The sequence below is a fragment of the Anaeromyxobacter diazotrophicus genome (assembly GCF_013340205.1).
GTDB classification, from domain to species: domain Bacteria; phylum Myxococcota; class Myxococcia; order Myxococcales; family Anaeromyxobacteraceae; genus Anaeromyxobacter_A; species Anaeromyxobacter_A diazotrophicus.
In genome coordinates this window covers 242787-259881 of sequence record NZ_BJTG01000004.1, presented here as the reverse complement: position 1 = coordinate 259881, position 17095 = coordinate 242787, and the positions used below count along the sequence as shown (strand labels likewise).

The 17095-nt window shown below is 74.4% G+C and carries 17 protein-coding genes; 1 reads left to right on the top strand and 16 read right to left on the bottom strand.

Annotated features, from left to right (window positions below):
- Positions 1–111: 111 nt before the first annotated feature.
- The 3 genes from HWY08_RS09750 to HWY08_RS21860 form a co-directional block, all read right to left on the bottom strand.
- Positions 112–1896 carry an arginine--tRNA ligase gene (locus HWY08_RS09750; RefSeq protein WP_176064680.1) on the bottom strand — a complete coding sequence of 595 codons (1785 nt, stop codon included), beginning with the start codon at positions 1894–1896 and terminating at the stop codon, positions 112–114.
- Between the two features lie 91 nt (positions 1897–1987).
- The gene (locus tag HWY08_RS09745; protein ID WP_235969549.1) at positions 1988–3100 is read right to left on the bottom strand and encodes a tetratricopeptide repeat protein; all 1113 of its coding nucleotides are present in this window, start codon (positions 3098–3100) and stop codon (positions 1988–1990) included.
- Positions 3097–3474: an HIT family protein gene (locus HWY08_RS21860; RefSeq protein WP_235969581.1), complete on the bottom strand. Its 378-nt coding sequence runs from the start codon at positions 3472–3474 to the stop codon at positions 3097–3099. The genes HWY08_RS09745 and HWY08_RS21860 overlap by 4 nt, the downstream gene beginning before the upstream one ends.
- A gap of 73 nt (positions 3475–3547) precedes the next feature.
- Between HWY08_RS21860 and HWY08_RS21855 the strand changes: the two genes are divergently transcribed.
- Positions 3548–3766 carry a hypothetical protein gene (locus HWY08_RS21855; RefSeq protein ID WP_235969583.1) on the top strand — a complete coding sequence of 73 codons (219 nt, stop codon included), beginning with the start codon at positions 3548–3550 and terminating at the stop codon, positions 3764–3766.
- Here HWY08_RS21855 and sppA read toward each other — a convergent pair.
- The 13 genes from sppA to HWY08_RS09675 all read right to left on the bottom strand — a co-directional run bounded on the left by sppA (position 3751) and on the right by HWY08_RS09675 (position 17088).
- Positions 3751–4887, bottom strand: coding sequence for a signal peptide peptidase SppA (gene sppA / locus HWY08_RS09735; protein WP_176064678.1), 1137 nt, complete (start codon positions 4885–4887; stop codon positions 3751–3753). The genes HWY08_RS21855 and sppA overlap by 16 nt on opposite strands.
- Before the next feature lie 55 nt (positions 4888–4942).
- Positions 4943–5638 (bottom strand): molybdopterin-dependent oxidoreductase, encoded by a 696-nt coding sequence (locus HWY08_RS09730; RefSeq protein WP_176064677.1) that lies wholly within the window; start codon positions 5636–5638, stop codon positions 4943–4945.
- Entirely contained in the window at positions 5635–6342 is a 708-nt protein-coding gene (locus HWY08_RS09725) for a cytochrome b/b6 domain-containing protein (RefSeq protein WP_176064676.1), read from the bottom strand. Before HWY08_RS09725 ends, HWY08_RS09730 begins: the two co-directional genes overlap by 4 nt.
- A gap of 8 nt (positions 6343–6350) precedes the next feature.
- Complete coding sequence (locus HWY08_RS09720) at positions 6351–6560, bottom strand: DUF1059 domain-containing protein (protein WP_176064675.1); 210 nt, start codon at positions 6558–6560, stop codon at positions 6351–6353.
- A 170-nt stretch (positions 6561–6730) separates the two neighbouring features.
- On the bottom strand, positions 6731–8434 hold the full coding sequence (locus HWY08_RS09715; protein WP_176064674.1) for a 30S ribosomal protein S1: 1704 nt from the start codon (positions 8432–8434) through the stop codon (positions 6731–6733).
- A gap of 232 nt (positions 8435–8666) precedes the next feature.
- Positions 8667–9506 carry a 4-hydroxy-3-methylbut-2-enyl diphosphate reductase gene (gene ispH / locus HWY08_RS09710; RefSeq protein ID WP_176064673.1) on the bottom strand — a complete coding sequence of 280 codons (840 nt, stop codon included), beginning with the start codon at positions 9504–9506 and terminating at the stop codon, positions 8667–8669.
- An 87-nt stretch (positions 9507–9593) separates the two neighbouring features.
- Positions 9594–10250, bottom strand: coding sequence for a DUF8685 domain-containing protein (locus tag HWY08_RS09705; RefSeq protein ID WP_176064672.1), 657 nt, complete (start codon positions 10248–10250; stop codon positions 9594–9596).
- A gap of 12 nt (positions 10251–10262) precedes the next feature.
- A complete protein-coding gene (gene cmk, locus HWY08_RS09700) occupies positions 10263–10970 on the bottom strand; it encodes a (d)CMP kinase (RefSeq protein ID WP_235969580.1) in 708 nt (235 codons plus the stop codon).
- Positions 10971–11053: 83 nt separating this feature from the next.
- Positions 11054–12145 carry a histidinol-phosphate transaminase gene (gene hisC, locus HWY08_RS09695; protein WP_176064670.1) on the bottom strand — a complete coding sequence of 364 codons (1092 nt, stop codon included), beginning with the start codon at positions 12143–12145 and terminating at the stop codon, positions 11054–11056.
- Positions 12146–12184: 39 nt separating this feature from the next.
- Positions 12185–13153, bottom strand: a complete 969-nt coding sequence (locus HWY08_RS09690; RefSeq protein WP_176064669.1) for an acetyl-CoA carboxylase carboxyltransferase subunit alpha — start codon at positions 13151–13153, stop codon at positions 12185–12187.
- Between the two features lie 72 nt (positions 13154–13225).
- Positions 13226–14143 (bottom strand): tRNA (adenosine(37)-N6)-dimethylallyltransferase MiaA, encoded by a 918-nt coding sequence (gene miaA, locus HWY08_RS09685; RefSeq protein ID WP_176065047.1) that lies wholly within the window; start codon positions 14141–14143, stop codon positions 13226–13228.
- Positions 14144–14227: 84 nt separating this feature from the next.
- Positions 14228–15475, bottom strand: coding sequence for a histidine--tRNA ligase (hisS, locus tag HWY08_RS09680; protein WP_176064668.1), 1248 nt, complete (start codon positions 15473–15475; stop codon positions 14228–14230).
- Between the two features lie 41 nt (positions 15476–15516).
- On the bottom strand, positions 15517–17088 hold the full coding sequence (locus HWY08_RS09675; RefSeq protein ID WP_176064667.1) for a hypothetical protein: 1572 nt from the start codon (positions 17086–17088) through the stop codon (positions 15517–15519).
- Between the last annotated feature and the right edge of the window lie 7 nt (positions 17089–17095).

Below are 17095 nucleotides of genomic sequence, written 5' to 3'. Positions count from 1 at the left end.
CGCGGCAGGGGCTCATGGTAGGCGCGGCCGGCGATACCGCCAGTTTTCGGGTGGTCCCGTGAACCGGGGGCGGGAGGCCGCGCCTGGCGGCGCGCGCTCCCCCCTCCCCGCCTACTCCTCGGCGAGGTCGCGCGACTCCATCCGCTCCGGCGCGGAGACGCCCAGCGCCGAGAGCCCGTTCGCGAGCGCTTGCTTCAGCGCGCTGCACAGGTAGAGGCGCGCCGCGGTCTTCACCGGGTCGGGGCCGATGACGCGCTCCCCGCTCTTCTTCCCGCCGGTGTAGTAGGCGTGGAAGGCGGCGATGGTCTCGTGCAGCCAGTAGGCGACCCGGTGCGGCTCGTAGGCGACCGCGGCCCCGGCCAGCACGTCGGGGAAGGAGACGATGCGGCGCAGCAGATCCTGCTCCTCGGGCAGCACGAGGGCGCGCGCCGCGGCCAGGTCGAAGGCCGGCGGCGGGAGCCCGGCCTCGGCGGCCTTCCGGAGGATGCTCGCCAGGCGGGCGTGGCCGTACTGCACGTAGAACACCGGGTTGTCGAGCGTCTGCTGCTTGGCGAGCTCGAGGTCGAAGTCGAGCTGGGCGTCGGCGCGCCGGGTGAAGAAGAGGAACCGGGTGGCGTCGGCGCCCACCTCCTCCACCACCTCGCGCAGGCTCACCACCGTGCCGGCGCGCTTCGACATCTTCACCGCCTCGCCGCCGCGGGTGAGGTTCACCATCTGGATGAGGACCACGTGCAGGTCCTTCCGGTCGTAGCCGAGCGCCTGCAGCGCGGCCTGCAGCCGGGGCACGTAGCCGCCGTGGTCGGCGCCGAGGACGTCCACCAGCGCCTCCGCCCGCTGCCGCTTCTGCCAGTGGTAGGCGATGTCGGCGCAGAAGTAGGTGGGCGTCCCGTCCGACTTCTTGACCGGCCGGTCCACCTCGTCCCCGAACTGCGAGCTGCGGAAGAGCGTCAGGTCGTCGGAGACGGAGACGCCCTCCTCGTCCGGCTGCGGCGGGGGCGGCGGCGCGCCCTTCTTCGACTTCGGGGGCGGGAGCTTGCCGACGTAGACGAGCCCCTTCGCCTCGAGCTGGGCGAGGAAGCGCTCCACGTCGCCGGAGGCGTAGAGCGCCTTCTCGGACGACCAGACGTCGAAGGTGATGTCGAGCACGGCCAGGTCGCCGCGGATGAGCTCGAGGACGTGCGCCACCGCGCGGTCGCGGAAGAGCGCCAGCCAGTCCGCCTCGGGCGCGTCGAGGAAGCGCGCCCCGTGCTCCTCCTTCAGGGCGCGCGCGACGTCGATCACGTACTCCCCCGGATAGCTCTTGGGCGGCATCTCCACCGCGCGCCCGAGGAGCTGCTGGTACCGGAGGTGGACGGAGCGCGCCAGCGTCTGCACCTGGGCGCCGTAGTCGTTGACGTAGTACTCGCGGGTGACCTCGTGCCCGCTCCACTGGAGCAGCCGCGCCACCCCGTCGCCCGTGACGGCGTTGCGCCCGTGGCCCACGTGCATGGGGCCGGTGGGGTTCGCCGACACGTACTCGACGATGACCTTCTTCCCCTTCCCCACCGACGTCCGGCCGAACGCCGCGCCCTGCCGCTCGACCTCGCCGAGCGCGCGGTACCAGAGGTCGGGGGCGAGCCGCACGTTGACGAAGCCGGGCCCCGCCACCTCCATCGAGGCGACGTCGCCCGCCGCGTCGATCTCCCGCACCACCTCGACCAGCGCCTGCGCCAGCTCGCGCGGCGGCTTCTGGGCCGGCTTCGCCAGCACCATCGCGGCGTTCACCGCGAAGTCGCCGTGCTTGGGGTCGCGCGGCGGCTCCACCGTGAACCCGCCCGCGAGCGCCGGCCAGCGCCCCTCGGCGGCGCCGCGCGCGAGCGCCTTCTCGAACAGCGCGATGACGTGGTCCCTGATCATGGTGGGGCTGCATACCCTCCGCCCGCCGGGGGCGCAAGGCTCGCCTGCCGGCGGCGGCCGGGCGAAGGCGCGCCGGGGCCCGGCGGCGCCCTCAGCCCGGGGCCACGAAGCTCTCGAACGCCCCGCAGCGGCGGCACCGCCATTGACGCACCGGCGACTCCGCCCCGCACCGGGCGCAGCGCACCGGGCGCGCCTTGCGCAGGAGCGCCAGCACGAGCAGGTCGTGCCGGGCCGCCAGCTCGTCGGGCGCGGGCGCCTCCGCCTCGCGCAGCAGGTCGCGCATGGCGAGGGTGGTCTCGCCGGTGACGTCGAGCTCGAGCGCGCGGCGCAGCGCCGCCGCCGCCTCGGGCGTCCGCCCGGCCCGCTGCAGGACCCGGCCGCGCAGGTAGTGGAGGGGGGCGTCGTCGGGCGCGAGCGCGAGGCGCGCCTCGACCAGGGGCAGCGCGGCGGCCACGCCCGCGGCCTGGAGCGCCGGCCACGCCAGGAGCGCCGCCCCGGGGTCCTCGTCCAGCGCGGCGCCGATGGCCTCGGCGGCGTCGGGCGCCAGCCCGGCGGCGCCCTGCGCCTCCGCCAGCGCCAGGAGCGCGTCGGCGCTCCTGGGCGCCGCCGTCACCGCCGCCAGCGCGGCCGCCCGGCCCCGCTCCACGTCGGCGGCGAGCTCGCCGCGGGCCTGGGCCGCCAGCAGGTGCGCGAGGAGCGGGTCCTCGGCGCGGGACGAGAGCTGCCGCTGGACGCCGGCCGCCTCGGCCAGCCGCCCCAGGTCGACGAGCACGTCGCGCAGCCCCTCGCGCGCCGCGCGGTCGCCCTGGTCCGCCAGCACCCGGTAGGCGGCGAGCGCCTCCTCCAGCATGCCGCCGCGCCGGTAGTCGTGCGCCAGCTCCCGCTCCACCTCGACCCGCCGCGCCGGCTCGAGCCCGGGCCGGAGCAGCATGTTGCGGTGCAGCCGGATGGCGTGGGCGAGGTCGCCGGTGCGCCGGAAGAGCGCCCCCAGCGCCAGGTAGGTCTCGACCGCCTCCGGGGTCCCGAGCTGCGCCGCGTCGGAGAGCGCCGCGATGGCCGCGTCGGGGTCGTCGGAGAGGACGTACCGCACGCCGCGCAGGTAGGCGCGGGCCTCCTGGCGGCGGCGCCACCAGCGGTCGGCGAGCAGGGCGAGCGCCGCGCCCAGGAGCGCGATCGCGGCGAGCAGCCAGCCCTGCCGCGTCACGCCCGCTCGAACCCCGCGCGCAGCCGCTGCCAGGCGCCGTCGAGGTGCTCGATCATGACCCGCGTGTCCGCCAGCACCGGCATGAAGTTCGTGTCGCCGTTCCAGCGCGGGACGAGGTGGTAGTGGAGGTGGTCGGCGATGCCGGCGCCCGCCACCCGGCCCAGGTTCATCCCGATGTTGAGCCCCTCCGGCTGGTAGGTGGCGCGCAGGACCCGGGAGGCGAGCCGGAGCTCCTCGTGCAGGTCGTGGAGCTCCTCCGCGCCGAGCAGGTCGAGGTCGGCGACGTGGGCGCGCGGGATCACCATGAGGTGGCCCGAGTTGTAGGGGTAGCGGTTCAGCACCGCGAACGAGCGCGCGCTGCGGTGGACGACCAGGTTCTGCCGGTCGTTCGCCTCGGGCTCGGAGGGGAAGCGGCAGAAGATGCAGCCGGACGGCTTGGGGGCGTGGATGAACTCGAGGCGCCAGGGGGCCCAGAGGCGCTGGGGGGGCGGCGGCGAGGGAGACGGCGCGCGTGAGGCCGGCTTCGACCGCGACCGCGATCGCGAGCTCGACCGCGATCCGGACCGCGAGCCCGAACCCGACCTCGACCGCGAGGTCGAGCCCGACGACCGTGACCCCGAACCGGCTCCCGAGCGCGAGGCGGGCATCTGCTACCTCGCGAGGTAGTACACGCCGGGAGAGGCCGCGGCCCCGGCCTCGTGGTGGATCTCGCTCCGCACCGCGTCCGCCACCGAGTGCACGGCGCCGCCGAGCAGCTCCTCGAAGATGCGCGAGCGCCCCTCGGGCGGGTAGACCAGGCGCGGCTCGCCGGTGAGCCCGGCCTCCTCCTTGGCGGTGTCCACCGCGTCGTTGAAGTTGCCGAGCTCGTCGATGAGGCCGAGCTCCTGCGCCTGCTGGCCGGTGAGGACGCGGCCGTCGGCGATCTTGCGCACCTCGGCCTCCGGCAGGTCGCGCGACTCCACCACCGCCTGCAGGAACTGGAGGTAGACCTGGTCGATGAGCGACTGCCAGTAGGCGCGGTCCTCCGCCGTCATGTCGCGGAACGGGTTGCCGGCGTCCTTGAGCTTGCCGCTCTTGATCGTCTCCATCTTCACGTTGAAGCGCTCGGCGAGCCCCTTCACGTTGGCGAACTGCGAGATGACGCCGATGGAGCCGGTGAGCGTGCCGGGCTCGGCCAGGATGTGCGGGCAGGCCATGGCGATGTAGAAGCCGCCCGACGCGGCCAGGTTCCCCATCGAGCACACCACGGTCTTCTTCTCGGCGAGCTTCTTGAGCTCGTCGTAGATCTCCTGGCTCGGCGCCACCGCGCCGCCGGGCGAGTCGATCCGGACCACGATCGCCTTCATGTCGGCGTCGTCGAGGTAGCGCTTGATGACCCGGAGCGTCTCGTCGGGGTCGACCGAGCCGCGCGCGCCGGCGCCGATCTCGCCCTTCACCTCCACCACCCCGATGCGCGGGCCGCCGCCGAGCCGCGGCCCCTCCCCTCGCACCGCGCCGTAGGCGAGCAGCAGGAAGGCGAAGAACACGACCAGCAGGCCGCCGAAGACGAAGAGCACCACCGCCAGCGCGGCCCGGTCGCGCCGCGGCGGGGCCGGCGGCGGGAGGACGGGCGGGGGCGCCGCGGCCCAGGTCGCCGGCGCCGGCGGGACCGGCGGCGGTCCGCCCCAGCTCGGCTGCGAGGCCTGGCCGGCGGGGGCGGCCGGAGGGGGCGGCGGCGAGGTGGGGAGGGGCTCGCCGGGGCTGGCGGACGGCCCGGCGCCTTCGGGAGGCTTCTGCTCTTCGCTCATGGCGCGGACAGGTAAGCACGCGCGCCGCGGCGCCGCAACCGGAACACGGGCGCGCTCAGACGCCCGCGAACCACTCGTAGCCCTGGTCCTCCCAGTACCCGCCGGTGCGCACCGGCAGGAAGCTCACCTCCGCGAGGTACTTCACCATCTTGTAGCCGAGCTTCACCGCCGAGTAGAGGCGGAGCGGCGCCCCGTACTCCCGGGCGAGCGGCGCGCCGTTCATGCCGTAGGCGAGGAGCGTCTGCGGGTGGAGCGCGCTCTCGAGGTCCCAGGAGGAGAAGTAGCCGGGCTCGAAGGAGCGGAACTCGACGTAGCGGGCGCGCGGGTCGACGCCGGCGAGCCGCGCCACCTCCGAGAGCCGCACCCCGTCCCAGGAGGCCACCGCCGACCAGCCCTCCACGCAGTGGTGCCGGACGCGGGTGCGCGCCGCCGGGAGGCGCCGCAGGTCGTCCAGGCCGAGCGCGAGCGGCCGCGCGACGAGGCCGGTCACCCGCAGCGCCCAGCCGGCCGGCGGCGGCGGGTAGACCGCGCCGATCCGGTAGGCGGGGAAGTCGGCCGGATCGCTCTCCTCCTCCTCGGGCAGCTCGGGGGCGAGCCGCCGGGGGTCGAAGAGCGCCCGCTGGAAGCGCTCGTTGGCGCGCTCCATGAGGCCGAGGAAGCCCGCCTGCGGGCGCCGGCCGTCGCAGGCGAGCCCGCCCAGCGCGGCCAGCCCGGCTCCGGCGAGGAAGCGCCGACGCGTCGAGCCGCTCACGAGCGCGTCTCCGCGCGCGGCCGGCCGCCCAGGGTCATGTCGGCGAGCGTGCGCGGGTGGAGCGCCACCTGGACGACGTGCACGACGGTGAAGAGCGCCAGCGCCGCCAGCACCAGCAGGTGGAGGGCGCGCGCCGCGTCGTACCCCCCGAGGAGCGCGGTGAGGTGCGGCAGCTGCACCGGCTTGTAGAGGGCGAGCCCGGACAGGACGAGCAGCGGCGCGGCGGCGAGCACCCCGGTGTAGCTGAGCCGCTGCATGCCGTTGTACAGCCCGACCGGGGGCGGCGCGGCCCGCCGGAGCCGGAGGTCGTGGAGCAAGGTCCCCCAGGCGTTGCGCGCGTCCCGGCGCGGGAAGAAGAGGCGGCGCCGCCACTCCCCGCTCGCGAAGAAGTAGACCGCGTAGACGAGGGCGTTCGCGGCGAAGAGCCAGGCGAACGCGAAGTGCCAGTGGCGCGCGCCGGCGAGCCAGCCGCCCAGGGTGAGCACGGCGGGCGGGCTCGCCCCCTGGAACGGGTACCAGCCGTAGTCCTGCCCGCGCTCGCCCAGCCGCGGGTAGGCGGCCAGGATGCGGAGCCCGCTCCCCGCCAGGATGACGAAGAGGACGACGTTCGCCCAGTGCGTGGCGCGGATGAGCGCCGGCTGGGGGCGCCGGGGGCCGGCCGGGGTGCGCCCCGGCCGGTGCCCGAGCTCTGGAGCGGGCTGCATCGCGGGCGCTAGTGCCGGGCCGCCATGGAGCGGCGGTGCTCCTCGCTCCCCTCGTCGTGGATGAGGGTCTCGACCTTCTTCGCCAGCTCCGGCGTGACCGTCATCTGGTGCGCCTGCTGCGCGTGCTGACCCGCCTGGCGCAGGATCTCGTCCTTCGACTCGCCGCGGGCTACGAAGTCGCACTTCATCCCGGCGTCGCTGCAGTGGAAGTCCTTCATGGTCGCCTCCTCCGGCCGCTTCGTTAGCGGGGGCAGGGCGCGGCCACCACCCCGAGCGGCGGCTCCGGTGGGGGGACGAGCCGGCGGCGTGGCGGCCGTACGCTCCGCGCAAAAGAAGACGGGCGGCCCCGGAGGACCGCCCGCTCGGTGTTTCGACGGCGCGAGGCCGGCTAGCCCTTGCGGCGGTTGAACTTCTCCATGAGGTCGCCGAGGCGGGCGCGGCCGTCGCCCTGCTTGCGCAGGTACTCGTGGTAGTCCTCGTCGCCGCGGCTGAGGGCCTTCACGGACAGCGCGACCTTGCGCTCCTGCTCGTCCATGTCGATGACCTTCACCTCGATCTCGTCGCCTTCCTTGACGACGTCCCGCGGGTGCTCGGTCCGCTCCTCGCGCAGCTCGGAGACGTGGACCAGCCCCTCGATGCCGGGCTCGATCTCGACGAAGGCGCCGAAGTCGGTGACCTTCGTCACCTTGCCCTTGAGGCGCGAGCCGACCGGGTGACGCTCGCTGAGCGTGGTCCACGGGTCGACGCCGATCTGCTTGATGCCGAGGCTGAAGCGCTCGTTCTCGACGTCGATGTTGAGCACCACCGCCTCGACCACGTCACCCTTCTTGAACTTCTCGCCCGGGTGCTTGATGCGCTCGTTCCAGGAGATGTCGGAGACGTGCACCAGGCCGTCGATGCCCTCCTCGACGCCGACGAAGATGCCGAAGTCGGTGACGTTGCGGACCTCGCCGCGGATGACGGAGCCGATCGGGTACTTGTCCTCGAGCAGCGTCCAGGGGTTCGCCTCGATCTGCTTCATGCCGAGGCTGATCCGCTTCGCCTTGGGGTCGATGTCGAGCACGACCGCCTCGACCTTGTCGCCCACGTTGACGAGCTTCGAGGGGTGCTTCACCCGCTTCGTCCAGCTCATCTCGCTGACGTGGACGAGGCCCTCGACGCCCTGCTCGATCTCGATGAACGCGCCGTAGTCGGTGAGCGACACCACCTTGCCCGCCACGCGGGTGCCGACCGGGTACTTCTCGTCGGCGCGGTGCCACGGGTCCTCCTGGATCTGCTTGAGACCCAGGCTGACGCGCTCGCTGGCGGGGTCGAACTTCAGCACGACCACGCGCACTTCCTGGCCGACCTCGAACATCTCCGACGGGTGGCCGATGCGGCCCCAGCTCATGTCGGTGACGTGGAGCAGGCCGTCGATGCCGCCCAGGTCGATGAAGGCGCCGTAGTCGGTGAGGTTCTTGACCACGCCCTTGAGGATCGCGCCCTCCTTCAGGTTCTTGAGCGTCTCCTTCTTCAGCTCCTCGCGCTCCTTCTCCAGGAGCACGCGGCGCGAGAGGACGATGTTGCCGCGCTTCTTGTTGAACTTGATGACCTTGAACTTGAACTTCTCGCCGATCATCTTGTCGAGGTTCCGCACCGGGCGGATGTCGACCTGCGAGCCGGGGAGGAAGGCCTTCACGCCGATGTCGACGGAGAGGCCACCCTTCACGCGCCCGACGATGATGCCCTCGACGAGCTCGTCGCGCTCACACGCGGCCGAGATCTCGTCCCAGATGCGCATCTTGTCGGCCTTCTCCTTGGAGAGGACGACCATCCCGGTGTCATTCTCACGGGACTCGACGAGCACCTCGACCTTGTCGCCCACCTTGACCGCCGGCTCCTGGCCGGGCGCGGGGACGAACTCGTTCATCGGCACCTGCCCCTCGGACTTGTAGCCGATGTCGATGACGGCATAGTCCTTGGTGAGCTGGATGACGGTGCCGCTGACGACCTTGCCCTCCTCGATGGGTCCGCTCGTCTTCTCACTCTGAGCGAACAGCGTCGCGAAGTCCTCGGTCTCGATCTCGGGCGTACGGGTGGTCTGAGTCTCCATTCGGTTCGGGCTCTATCTCTCGCGCGGGCTGGCGGGGCGCCGAGGGTGAGGAGGCGCCGCCGGAAGTCTGCTTCGTTTGACCCCTGGTCTGAGGCGCGCCGGTCCGTCCGGGGAGCGAGGCGGTGGCGCTCGTAAGCCGGGCACACCCCAGCCTACAAAAAGAAGGGGGGAACCTACCCGGCCGCCCCTGCGCCGTCAAGGCGCACCAGGCCGGGGGACGGGCGGCGCCCCGCTAGGCGGGCAGGCTCCTCAGGCGAGCCGCCACGCCCTCGACCACCCAGTCCGGCGTCGAGGCGCCGGCGGAGAGCCCGACCACCTTGCAGCCCTCGAACCAGCCGGGCTGCAGCTCCTCCTCGGTCTCGACGTGCCAGGTGCGCGGCTGGATCTGCCGGCAGAGCTCGGCCAGGTGGCGGGTGTTGGCGCTGTTCTTCCCGCCCACCACCACCACCGCGTCCACCTCGGAGGCGAGCTGGCGCGCGTCGGCCTGGCGCTCGTCGGTGTCGTTGCAGATCGTGTTCACCGCCCGCACCTCGCGGTGCCGCAACGCGAGCGCGCCCACCACCCGCTCGAACTCCGCGCCGATGCAGGTGGTCTGGGCCAGCACCGCCACCCGCTTGGCGTCGATCTCCGGGATGGGGCCGCCGGGCTTCACCACCGTGCACGGCCCCTCGGCGTAGGACAGGACGCCCTTCACCTCGGCGTGGGCGGCGTCGCCGACGACGACGACGTGGTAGCCCTCGCCGGAGAGGCGGCGGGCCATCGCCTGCGGGTACTTCACGTACGGGCAGGTCCCGTCCACCACCGAGAGCCCGCGCTCCTTGGCCGCCTGCAGCTCCGAGCGGATCGCGCCGTGGGTCCGCACCACCACCGTCGTCCCGCGCTCCACCTCGGCCACGGCCTGGACGGTGCCGACGCCCTGCGCGCGCATCCGCTCGACGGCCTGCGGGTTGTGGATGATGGGGCCGAGCGTGACGACCGGGTTGCTGGCGGCGCCCGCCACCTCCATCACCCGGTCCACCGTGCGGCGGACGCCCCAGCAGAACCCGGCGGTCTTCGCGATGCGGACTTCCATGCCCACCCCGTCCTTCCCTGCTCTCGGTCCGCCTGCTTTATGGCCGCGGGGGCGCGCCCGCGCAACGCCGCGGGCGGGCCGCTCGGCTCACGCCTTCTCGCCGACGAACCGGTCGCGCTCGTCGCGGAAGAGCACGTTGAAGGTGGTGAGCGAGCCGTAGCACTTCGTCACGTAGGACTGGAGATCGACCTTCTCGGCGTCGGTGAGCTTGTCGTGCGCGTTGATCTTCTGCTCCAGCACCCGGAGCCGGTCGCGCACCATGACCACCTTGTGGAACAGCTGGTCGAGCGGGATCTCCTTGGCCTGCAGGGCCGGGTCGCGCGGCTTCAGCAGCGCGGTGCCGCCCTCCCACTTGGGCGAGAGCTGCACCTGCGCCTGCTCCTCGCGCAGCACGTCGCGGATGGCCTGGGCGAACTCCTCGCGCGTCATGTGGAGGATCTCCTCGGGGATGTCGTGGTCCAGCGCGGCCCCACCCGGTCCTTGCCCGGGGGCGAGAGGCTCGGCGTGGTGCACGCGCGGTGGCGCCGCGGCGTGGCGGCGGGTCGGGGGCGGCGGGGGCCTGGCCGGCAGCGCCTCGTCCCGCGCCAGGTAGCGCTCGCAGCGGGGCGCCGAGCCAGGGAAGTCGCCGGTGCGGACGCGCAGGCGGCAGGGGCCGATCGGCCCGCGCTCGTCCTCCAGGATGGGGCGCCACAGCCGGCAGCTCCCGCACTCCTTCGGTCCGTAGGCGCGCTCCAGCCCGTCCATCCGCGGCGCATCCTAGCCGGGCTGGGCCCGCGCGGCCAGCCGGGCCCGGACCTCGTCCGCCAGCGCCTCCACTACCCCGTCGAGCGGCAGCCCGCTCGTGTCCACGAGCAGCGCGTCGTCCGCCGGACGCAGGGGCGCCACCGCCCGCTCGCTGTCGTCGCGGTCGCGCTTCTGCTGGTCCGCGAGCACCTGCGCGAGCGTGCTCGGCTGGCCCTTCGCCACCAGCTCGTCGTGGCGGCGGCGCGCCCGCACCTCGGGCGTCGCGGTGAGGAAGAACTTCACGTCGGCGTCGGGGAAGACCACCGTCCCGATGTCGCGGCCCTCGAGCACGGCCCCGCGGTGGCCGGCGGCGGTGGCGAGCCGCTGCTGCAGGCCGAGGAGCGCGGCGCGCACCACCGGCCGGGCGGAGACGGCGCTCGCGCCGAGCGAGATGGGGGCGGTCCGGATCTCCGCCGAGACGTCCTCGCCATCGAGCAGCACGCACTGGCCGCCCCCGGGCGCGGGCTCGAAGCGGATGGCCAACCCCGGCAGGAGGTCACCGAGGCGGGCGTCGTCGTCGAACGCGACCCCGGCGCGGGTCGCCGCCAGCGCCACCGCGCGGTAGATGGCGCCGGTGTCCACCATGGCGAACCCGAGCCGCCCCGCCAGCCGGCGGGCGGCGGTGCTCTTGCCGGCGCCGGCCGGCCCGTCGATGGCGACGATGAAAGGACGTCTGGAGATGGGGGGGCCTGCTGCCCCCCCATGCCCCCCGCTCGCTCCGGCAGAGCCTCCTCCGGCTCCGCCTCCGCTCGCCGTTCGCTTCGTCATGCGCGGAGGAGCTTCTTCAGCGCGCCGAGCAGCTTCTCGTTCTCCGCGCGCAGGCCGAGGGTGATCCGCTGGCCGGTGGGCATCCCGTAGCCGCCCATGGGCCGCACCACCACGCCCTCGCGCAGGAGCGCCTCGAAGAGCGCGCCGCCGGGGCGGCCGGGGAAGTCGGCCAGCACGAAGTTCGTCTGCGACGGCCACACGGTCGCGCCGAGCGCGCGCAGGCCGGCGGAGAGGAAGGGCCGCTCGCTCGCCACCAGCGCGCGGCTGCGGGCCAGGTGCTCCTCGTCCTCGAGCGCCGCCACGCCCGCCGCCTGCGCCGGCAGGCTGGTGTTGAACGGGGCGCGCACGCGGTCGAGGAAGGCCACCACCTCCGGGCTCGCCACCAGGTAGCCGAGGCGCAGCCCGGCCAGCCCGTAGATCTTGGAGAAGGTGCGCGAGACGGCGAGCTGCGGGAAGCGGCGGCGCAGCGCCAGCGCGTCGGGGAAGTCCTTCGCGTCGACGAACTCGACGTACGCCTCGTCCAGCACCACCAGCACGTCGCGCGGGACGGCCTCCAGGAACGCGCGCAGCTCCGCCTCGGAGAAGTAGGTGCCGTTGGGGTTGTCGGGGTTGGCGAGGAAGACGACACGGGTCCGGCGCGAGAGCCGCTCGGCCAGCGCGCGCAGGTCGTACCGGCGCTCGCGCATGGGGGCCTCGACGCAGCGCCGCCCGTGGGCCTGGCTGGCGAGCCGGTACACCACGAAGCTCCCCTCGGCCGTGAGCGTCTCCTCGCCCTCGGCCACGAAGGTGCGGACCACGAGCTCGAGCAGCTCGTTGGAGCCGTTCCCGACCGCGAGCTCCTCGGGGGTGACGCCGAGCTTCCTCGCCAGCGCGCCGCGCAGCGCGAAGGCGGAGCCGTCCGGATAGAGGTGCACCTTGGCGCACGCCTCGCGCGCCGCCGCGACCGCGCGGGGTGAGGGGCCGAGCGCGTTCTCGTTCGAGGCGAGCTTCGCGACGTTCGAGACGCCGTACTCCCGCTCGACCTCCTCGATGGGCTTGCCGGGGACGTAGGGCTGCAGCGCGGCGACGTACGGCGGGACCGGGAGCATGCCGATCTATATACCTCTCCCCCCGCCCCGAGCGGTACCTCAGGCCTCGCTGGTGAAGACGCCCATGGCGCGGAACTTCCGGTAGCGATCCTCGACCAGGCCCTCGGGCGAGAGCTGCTTCAGCTCGGCCAGGTGGCGGCGCAGCGCGTCCTGCACGAAGCCGGCGGTCTCGGCGGGATCGCGGTGGGCGCCGCCCGCCGACTCCTTCACGATCTCGTCGATGATGCCGAACTCCTTGAGGTCGCGCGCGGTGAGCCGGAGCGCCTCGGCGCTCTTCTGTGCCTTGGTGGCGTCGCGGTAGAGGATCGAGCTGCAGCTCTCCGGGGAGATGACGTTGTACCAGGCGTACTGGAGCATCAGGATGCGGTTCGTGACGCCGATGCCGATGGCGCCGCCGGAGGCACCCTCGCCGATGACGACCGAGATGCTCGGCACCGAGAGGCTCGACATGACCTCGAGGTTCACCGCGATCGCCTCGGCCTGGCCGCGCTCCTCGGCACCGATGCCGGGGTAGGCGCCGGGCGTGTCGATGAAGCACAGCACCGGCCGCCGGAAGCGCTCCGCCAGGTCGAAGAGCCGCCGCGCCTTGCGGTAGCCCTCGGGCCGGACCATCCCGAAGTTGCGGTGCAGGTTCTCCTTGGTGTTGCGCCCCTTCTGCTGGCCCAGCACCACCACCGGCTCGCCGTCGAAGCGCGCGAACCCGCCGACGATGGCGTGGTCGGCGGCGAAGCGGCGGTCGCCCTCCACCTCGAAGAAGTCGGTGAACAGCGCGCCGAGGTAGTCGAGGAAGTAGGGCCGGTTCGGGTGGCGGGCGAGCTGGACCGTCTGCCAGCGGGTGAGGTCGCTGAAGATCTCGGCCTGCAGCTTCTTCGCCTTCTTCTCGAGCTTGACGATCTCCTCGGTGAAGTCGACGGCGGCGCCACCGGAGAGCTGCTTCAGCTCGGCGATCTTGGACTCGAGGGCGATGAGCGGCCGCTCGAAGTCGATGACGTAGGCGGGTCGTGCCATGGGTGCGGGCGCTTATAGCACGCTCCCTCGCGCCCGGCATGCGCCCCAGGCGTTCGCGCCCGGCGCGGCGCGTCAGGGCGCTGCCGCGGCGCGCCATGCCGCGAGCCCGGCGGCGAGCGCGTCCGGGTCGACGGGTGGTGCGAGCCACTCCACCTCGCGCTCGCCGCGGAGCCAGACCACCTGCCGCCGCGCGTAGCGCCGGTGGGCCACCTGGACCCGCCGCGTCGCCTCGCCCGGCTCGAGCCGGCCCGCCAGCACCTCGGCCGCCTCGGCGTAGCCGAGGGGGAGCTTGGCCGGGAGCCGTCCGCCATGGCGCGCGAGGAGCGCGGCGGTCTCGGCGAGCAGCCCGCGCGAGAACAGGAGGGGCACCCGGGCGTCGATGCGGGCGTGGAGCTCGGCGCGGGGCGGATCGAGCGCCAGGAGCCGGTACCGGTAACGCGCCGCGGCGAAGGCGTGGCCGGCGAACACCTCCGTCTGCGTCCGCCCCCCGGCCGCGATCTCGAGGGCGCGCACCACGCGGACGAGGTCGTTGGGGCCGATCCGGGCCGCGGCCGCCGGGTCGACCTCCGCCAGCCGCCGGTGCAGCGCCGGCCGGCCCTCGCGCGCCGCCTCCTCCTCCAGCCGCGCCCGCAGCGCCGGGTCGCGCCCGGGCGCCTCGGCCACCCCGCGCAGGAGCGCCCGCAGGTAGAGGCCGGTCCCGCCCGCCACGATGGGGAGCCGCCCGCGCGCGGCGATGCCGGCGATGGCCTCGTCCGCGAGCGCCGCCCAGCGCGCGGCGTCCATCCCCTCCCCCGGCTCGGCCACGTCGAGCAGGTGGTGCGGAACGGCGGCGCGCTCCTCGGGGGTGGGCTTGGCGGTGCCCGCGTCGAGCCCCCGGTACACCTGCTGCGAGTCCGCGCTCACGATCTCGCCGCCCAGCCGGCGCGCGAGCGCCACCGCGAGCGCGGTCTTGCCCGAGGCGGTCGGGCCGGCGATGCAGAGGACGGAGATCACGGCGCGCCCCCCCGCGGGCGGGCCCCCGCCCCGCGGCGCTCCGGTTCCGGTAGGGCGGGGGCTCGTCCCCCGCCGCGGAGGTCACCGCGAGGCAAGCCGGCTCGCCAGCTCCGCCAGGGCGACGGGGGTCTCCTCGCGGGTGTCGAGGTCCTTCAGCTTCGCCTGCCCGCTCGCGACCTCGTTCCCGCCCAGCACGACCGCGTAGCGCGCCCGCACCCGCTCCGCCTGCTTGAACTGCCGCGCCAGCTTTCCGCCTCGCGGGTCGAGCTCGCACGGCACGCCCGCCTTGCGCAGCCGGGCCGCCCACACCGGCGCCTCGCGCGCGCCGGCCTCGTCGGCCGCCACGAAGAACACCTGCGGGCGCGCCTCGGGGATGGGGCGCCCGATCGCCTCCAGGATGAGCGCGAGCCGCTCCTGCCCGAGCGCGTAGCCGATGCCGGGCGTCGGCTGCCCGCCGAGCGTCTCGACGAGCCCGTCGTAGCGGCCGCCGCCGGCCACCGCCGACTGGGAGCCGAGCGCGTCGCTCGAGAACTCGTAGGCGGTGCGGACGTAGTAGTCGAGCCCGCGCACGAGGCGCGGGTCGAGCCGGTACTCCACCCCCAGGGCGTCGAGACCGCTCCGGACCGCCGCGAAGTGGTCGCGGCAGCCGTCGCACAGCCGGTCGAGGAGCCGCGGCGCCTGCGCCAGCACCGGCTGGCAGCTCTCCACCTTGCAGTCGAGGACGCGCAGGGGGTTGCGCTCGATGCGCTCGTTGCAGTCGGCGCAGAGCTGGCCCTTGCGCTCGGTGAGCCACGCCTTGAGGTCGGCCAGGTAGGCGGGGCGGCACTGCCCGTCGCCCACGGTGTTGAGCTTGAGCTCGGCCTTCACGCCCAGGCGGCCGAGGTAGTCGTGGAGCATGGCGATCTGCTCCACGTCGATGCCGGGCTCCGCCACCCCGAAGCACTCGCAGTCGATCTGGTGGAACTGGCGGTAGCGGCCCTTCTGCGGGCGCTCGCGCCGGAACATCGGGCCCATCAGGAACCACTTCTGGACGCCGTCGACGTGGCAGCCGTGCTCGATGTAGGCGCGGACGAGCCCGGCGGTCGCCTCGGGGCGCAGGGCCAGGCGCTCCTCGCCCTTGTCCTCGAAGACGTACATCTCCTTCTTCACGATGTCGGTGGCCTCGCCCACCCCGCGGGCGAAGAGCGCCGCCGGCTCGACCGCCGGGGTGCGCACCTCGCGGTAGCCGTAGAGCGCGAACACCTCCCGCGCGACGCGCTCCATCTCCTGCCAGCGGCCGACGACGCCCGGCAAGAGGTCGTTCATGCCCTTCACGCCCGAGATCTTCATGGGCGCGGGATCTAGAGGAAAGGGTCGGGCCGGTCAAACGCTCAGCGCGGCCGCCGCGGGCGCCACAGCGTGAACGGGCCGGCCCGCGCCACCGGCTCGGCGTGCCGGACGAGCTCCGCCCCGCCGCGCCCGCGCGGCGCGCCGCTCACCAGGAAGGCGTCGTAGGCGGCGCCCATCGCCGCCCAGTCGAGCTCCTCCGGCCGCCACTCGTACGGATGCGGCGCCTGCATGCCGGGGCGGTAGCGGACCGGGATCGAGGGCAGCCCGGCGAAGCTGAAGCCGACGTCGCCCCCGGCGAGCACCTGCTCGTAGCAGGCGAAGTGGAGGAGCGGCCAGAGCCGCACCGGCCCGGCGGCGCCGAGGTCGAAGGGCAGCCCCAGCACGCGCCCGCCCAGCGGCAGCGCGCGCGCGAGGGCGCCGAAGTCGCCCACCTGCCGCTGGAAGGCGCGGATCTGGAGCGCCGCGTCGCCGGCCAGGAGGAGCCCCGCCGCCGCCGCGCCCCCGGCCAGCCACCGGCGGCGGCCGCTGGGGGGCCGCGCCAGGAGGAGGGGCAGCGCCAGCGCCGCGAAGACGAGGTGGCGCGGGCCGACGTACCACTGCCCCGAGATCTCGATCGGCGCGAGGAGGTAGGCGAGCGCGAGCGCCGCGGCGAGGAGGTCACAGCGGTGCGCGAGGAGCCAGCGGCGCGGCCTGCCCGGCGCGGCGCCCGCCTCCCCCCGCGGGGCCGGGAGCGGGGCCGGCCCCCAGGAGGACGCCAGCGCGGCCAGGAACAGCGCCCCGGCCGCCGCCCCGAGGAGCTGGTCGGACCGGTCGGTGAAGGACCCGAAGAGCCGCTCCGGGGCGGCGCCCAGCACGGTCCGCCACGGCTCCCAGACGGCGCCGAGCCGCGCGAGGCCGCCGTAGGTGCGGTGCCGCGCCGTGTGCTCCTCGACGCTCGCCGCGCCGGCCGCGAAGCGCGGCCCGAACCAGGCGGCGAAGAGCGCCAGCGAGGGGACGAAGGCGGCGCCGCGGGCGGCGAGCCAGCGCGGGCCGCGGGCGTGGGCGGCGAGGAGCACGAGCGCGCCGAGCCCGAGCAGCAGGTACGCCTGCGCGTGGCAGAGGAAGACGAGCGCGGCGGCGAGCGCGACCGCCAGGCTCCGCGCCGCCCCGGTCCGCTCCGCCGCGAGGTGCCGCTCGACCAGGCCGAGCGCGAGGAGGAAGAGCGGCAGCGACAGCAGGAAGGTGGCGAAGCCGAGGAAGAGGTTCGTGCTCCACACGAGCGGGAGCGCGAACGCGGCCCAGCGCGCGTCGCGCCCGAAGCTCCGCAGCAGGTAGGCGGCGGCGAGCGGAAGGCCGGCCGCGTAGGCGGAGAGGAGCACGCGGCTGGCGAGCTCCACCGGGAGCGCGCGGGTGAGCAGCCACATCGCGCCGTAGTACCCCCAGTACGGCGTGACGCCGCCGTCGAGGAGGTAGTAGCGCCCGAACGGGCTCGCCGGGTCGCCGGCGCGGGCGATCACCGCGGCCAGGCCGAGGTGCTGCGGGAGGTCGAGCAGCGGCAGGAAGCGCCCGGCCCAGAACGGCAGCGCCGCGCCGGCGAGCAGGAGGACCGCGGCGGCGCGCTCGCCCCTCGTCACGCCGGCC

Excerpts from the sequence above, each read along its gene's own strand:
- HWY08_RS09750 (WP_176064680.1), bottom strand. The coding sequence starts at position 1,896 with ATGATCAGGGACCACGTCATCGCGCTGTTCGAGAAGGCGCTCGCGCGC.
- HWY08_RS21855 (WP_235969583.1), top strand. The coding sequence starts at position 3,548 with ATGAACTCGAGGCGCCAGGGGGCCCAGAGGCGCTGGGGGGGCGGCGGC.
- sppA (WP_176064678.1), bottom strand. The coding sequence starts at position 4,887 with ATGAGCGAAGAGCAGAAGCCTCCCGAAGGCGCCGGGCCGTCCGCCAGC.
- HWY08_RS09725 (WP_176064676.1), bottom strand. The coding sequence starts at position 6,342 with ATGCAGCCCGCTCCAGAGCTCGGGCACCGGCCGGGGCGCACCCCGGCC.
- HWY08_RS09720 (WP_176064675.1), bottom strand. The coding sequence starts at position 6,560 with ATGAAGGACTTCCACTGCAGCGACGCCGGGATGAAGTGCGACTTCGTA.
- HWY08_RS09715 (WP_176064674.1), bottom strand. The coding sequence starts at position 8,434 with ATGGAGACTCAGACCACCCGTACGCCCGAGATCGAGACCGAGGACTTC.
- ispH (WP_176064673.1), bottom strand. The coding sequence starts at position 9,506 with ATGGAAGTCCGCATCGCGAAGACCGCCGGGTTCTGCTGGGGCGTCCGC.
- HWY08_RS09705 (WP_176064672.1), bottom strand. The coding sequence starts at position 10,250 with ATGGACGGGCTGGAGCGCGCCTACGGACCGAAGGAGTGCGGGAGCTGC.
- hisC (WP_176064670.1), bottom strand. The coding sequence starts at position 12,145 with ATGCTCCCGGTCCCGCCGTACGTCGCCGCGCTGCAGCCCTACGTCCCC.
- HWY08_RS09690 (WP_176064669.1), bottom strand. The coding sequence starts at position 13,153 with ATGGCACGACCCGCCTACGTCATCGACTTCGAGCGGCCGCTCATCGCC.
- hisS (WP_176064668.1), bottom strand. The coding sequence starts at position 15,475 with ATGAAGATCTCGGGCGTGAAGGGCATGAACGACCTCTTGCCGGGCGTC.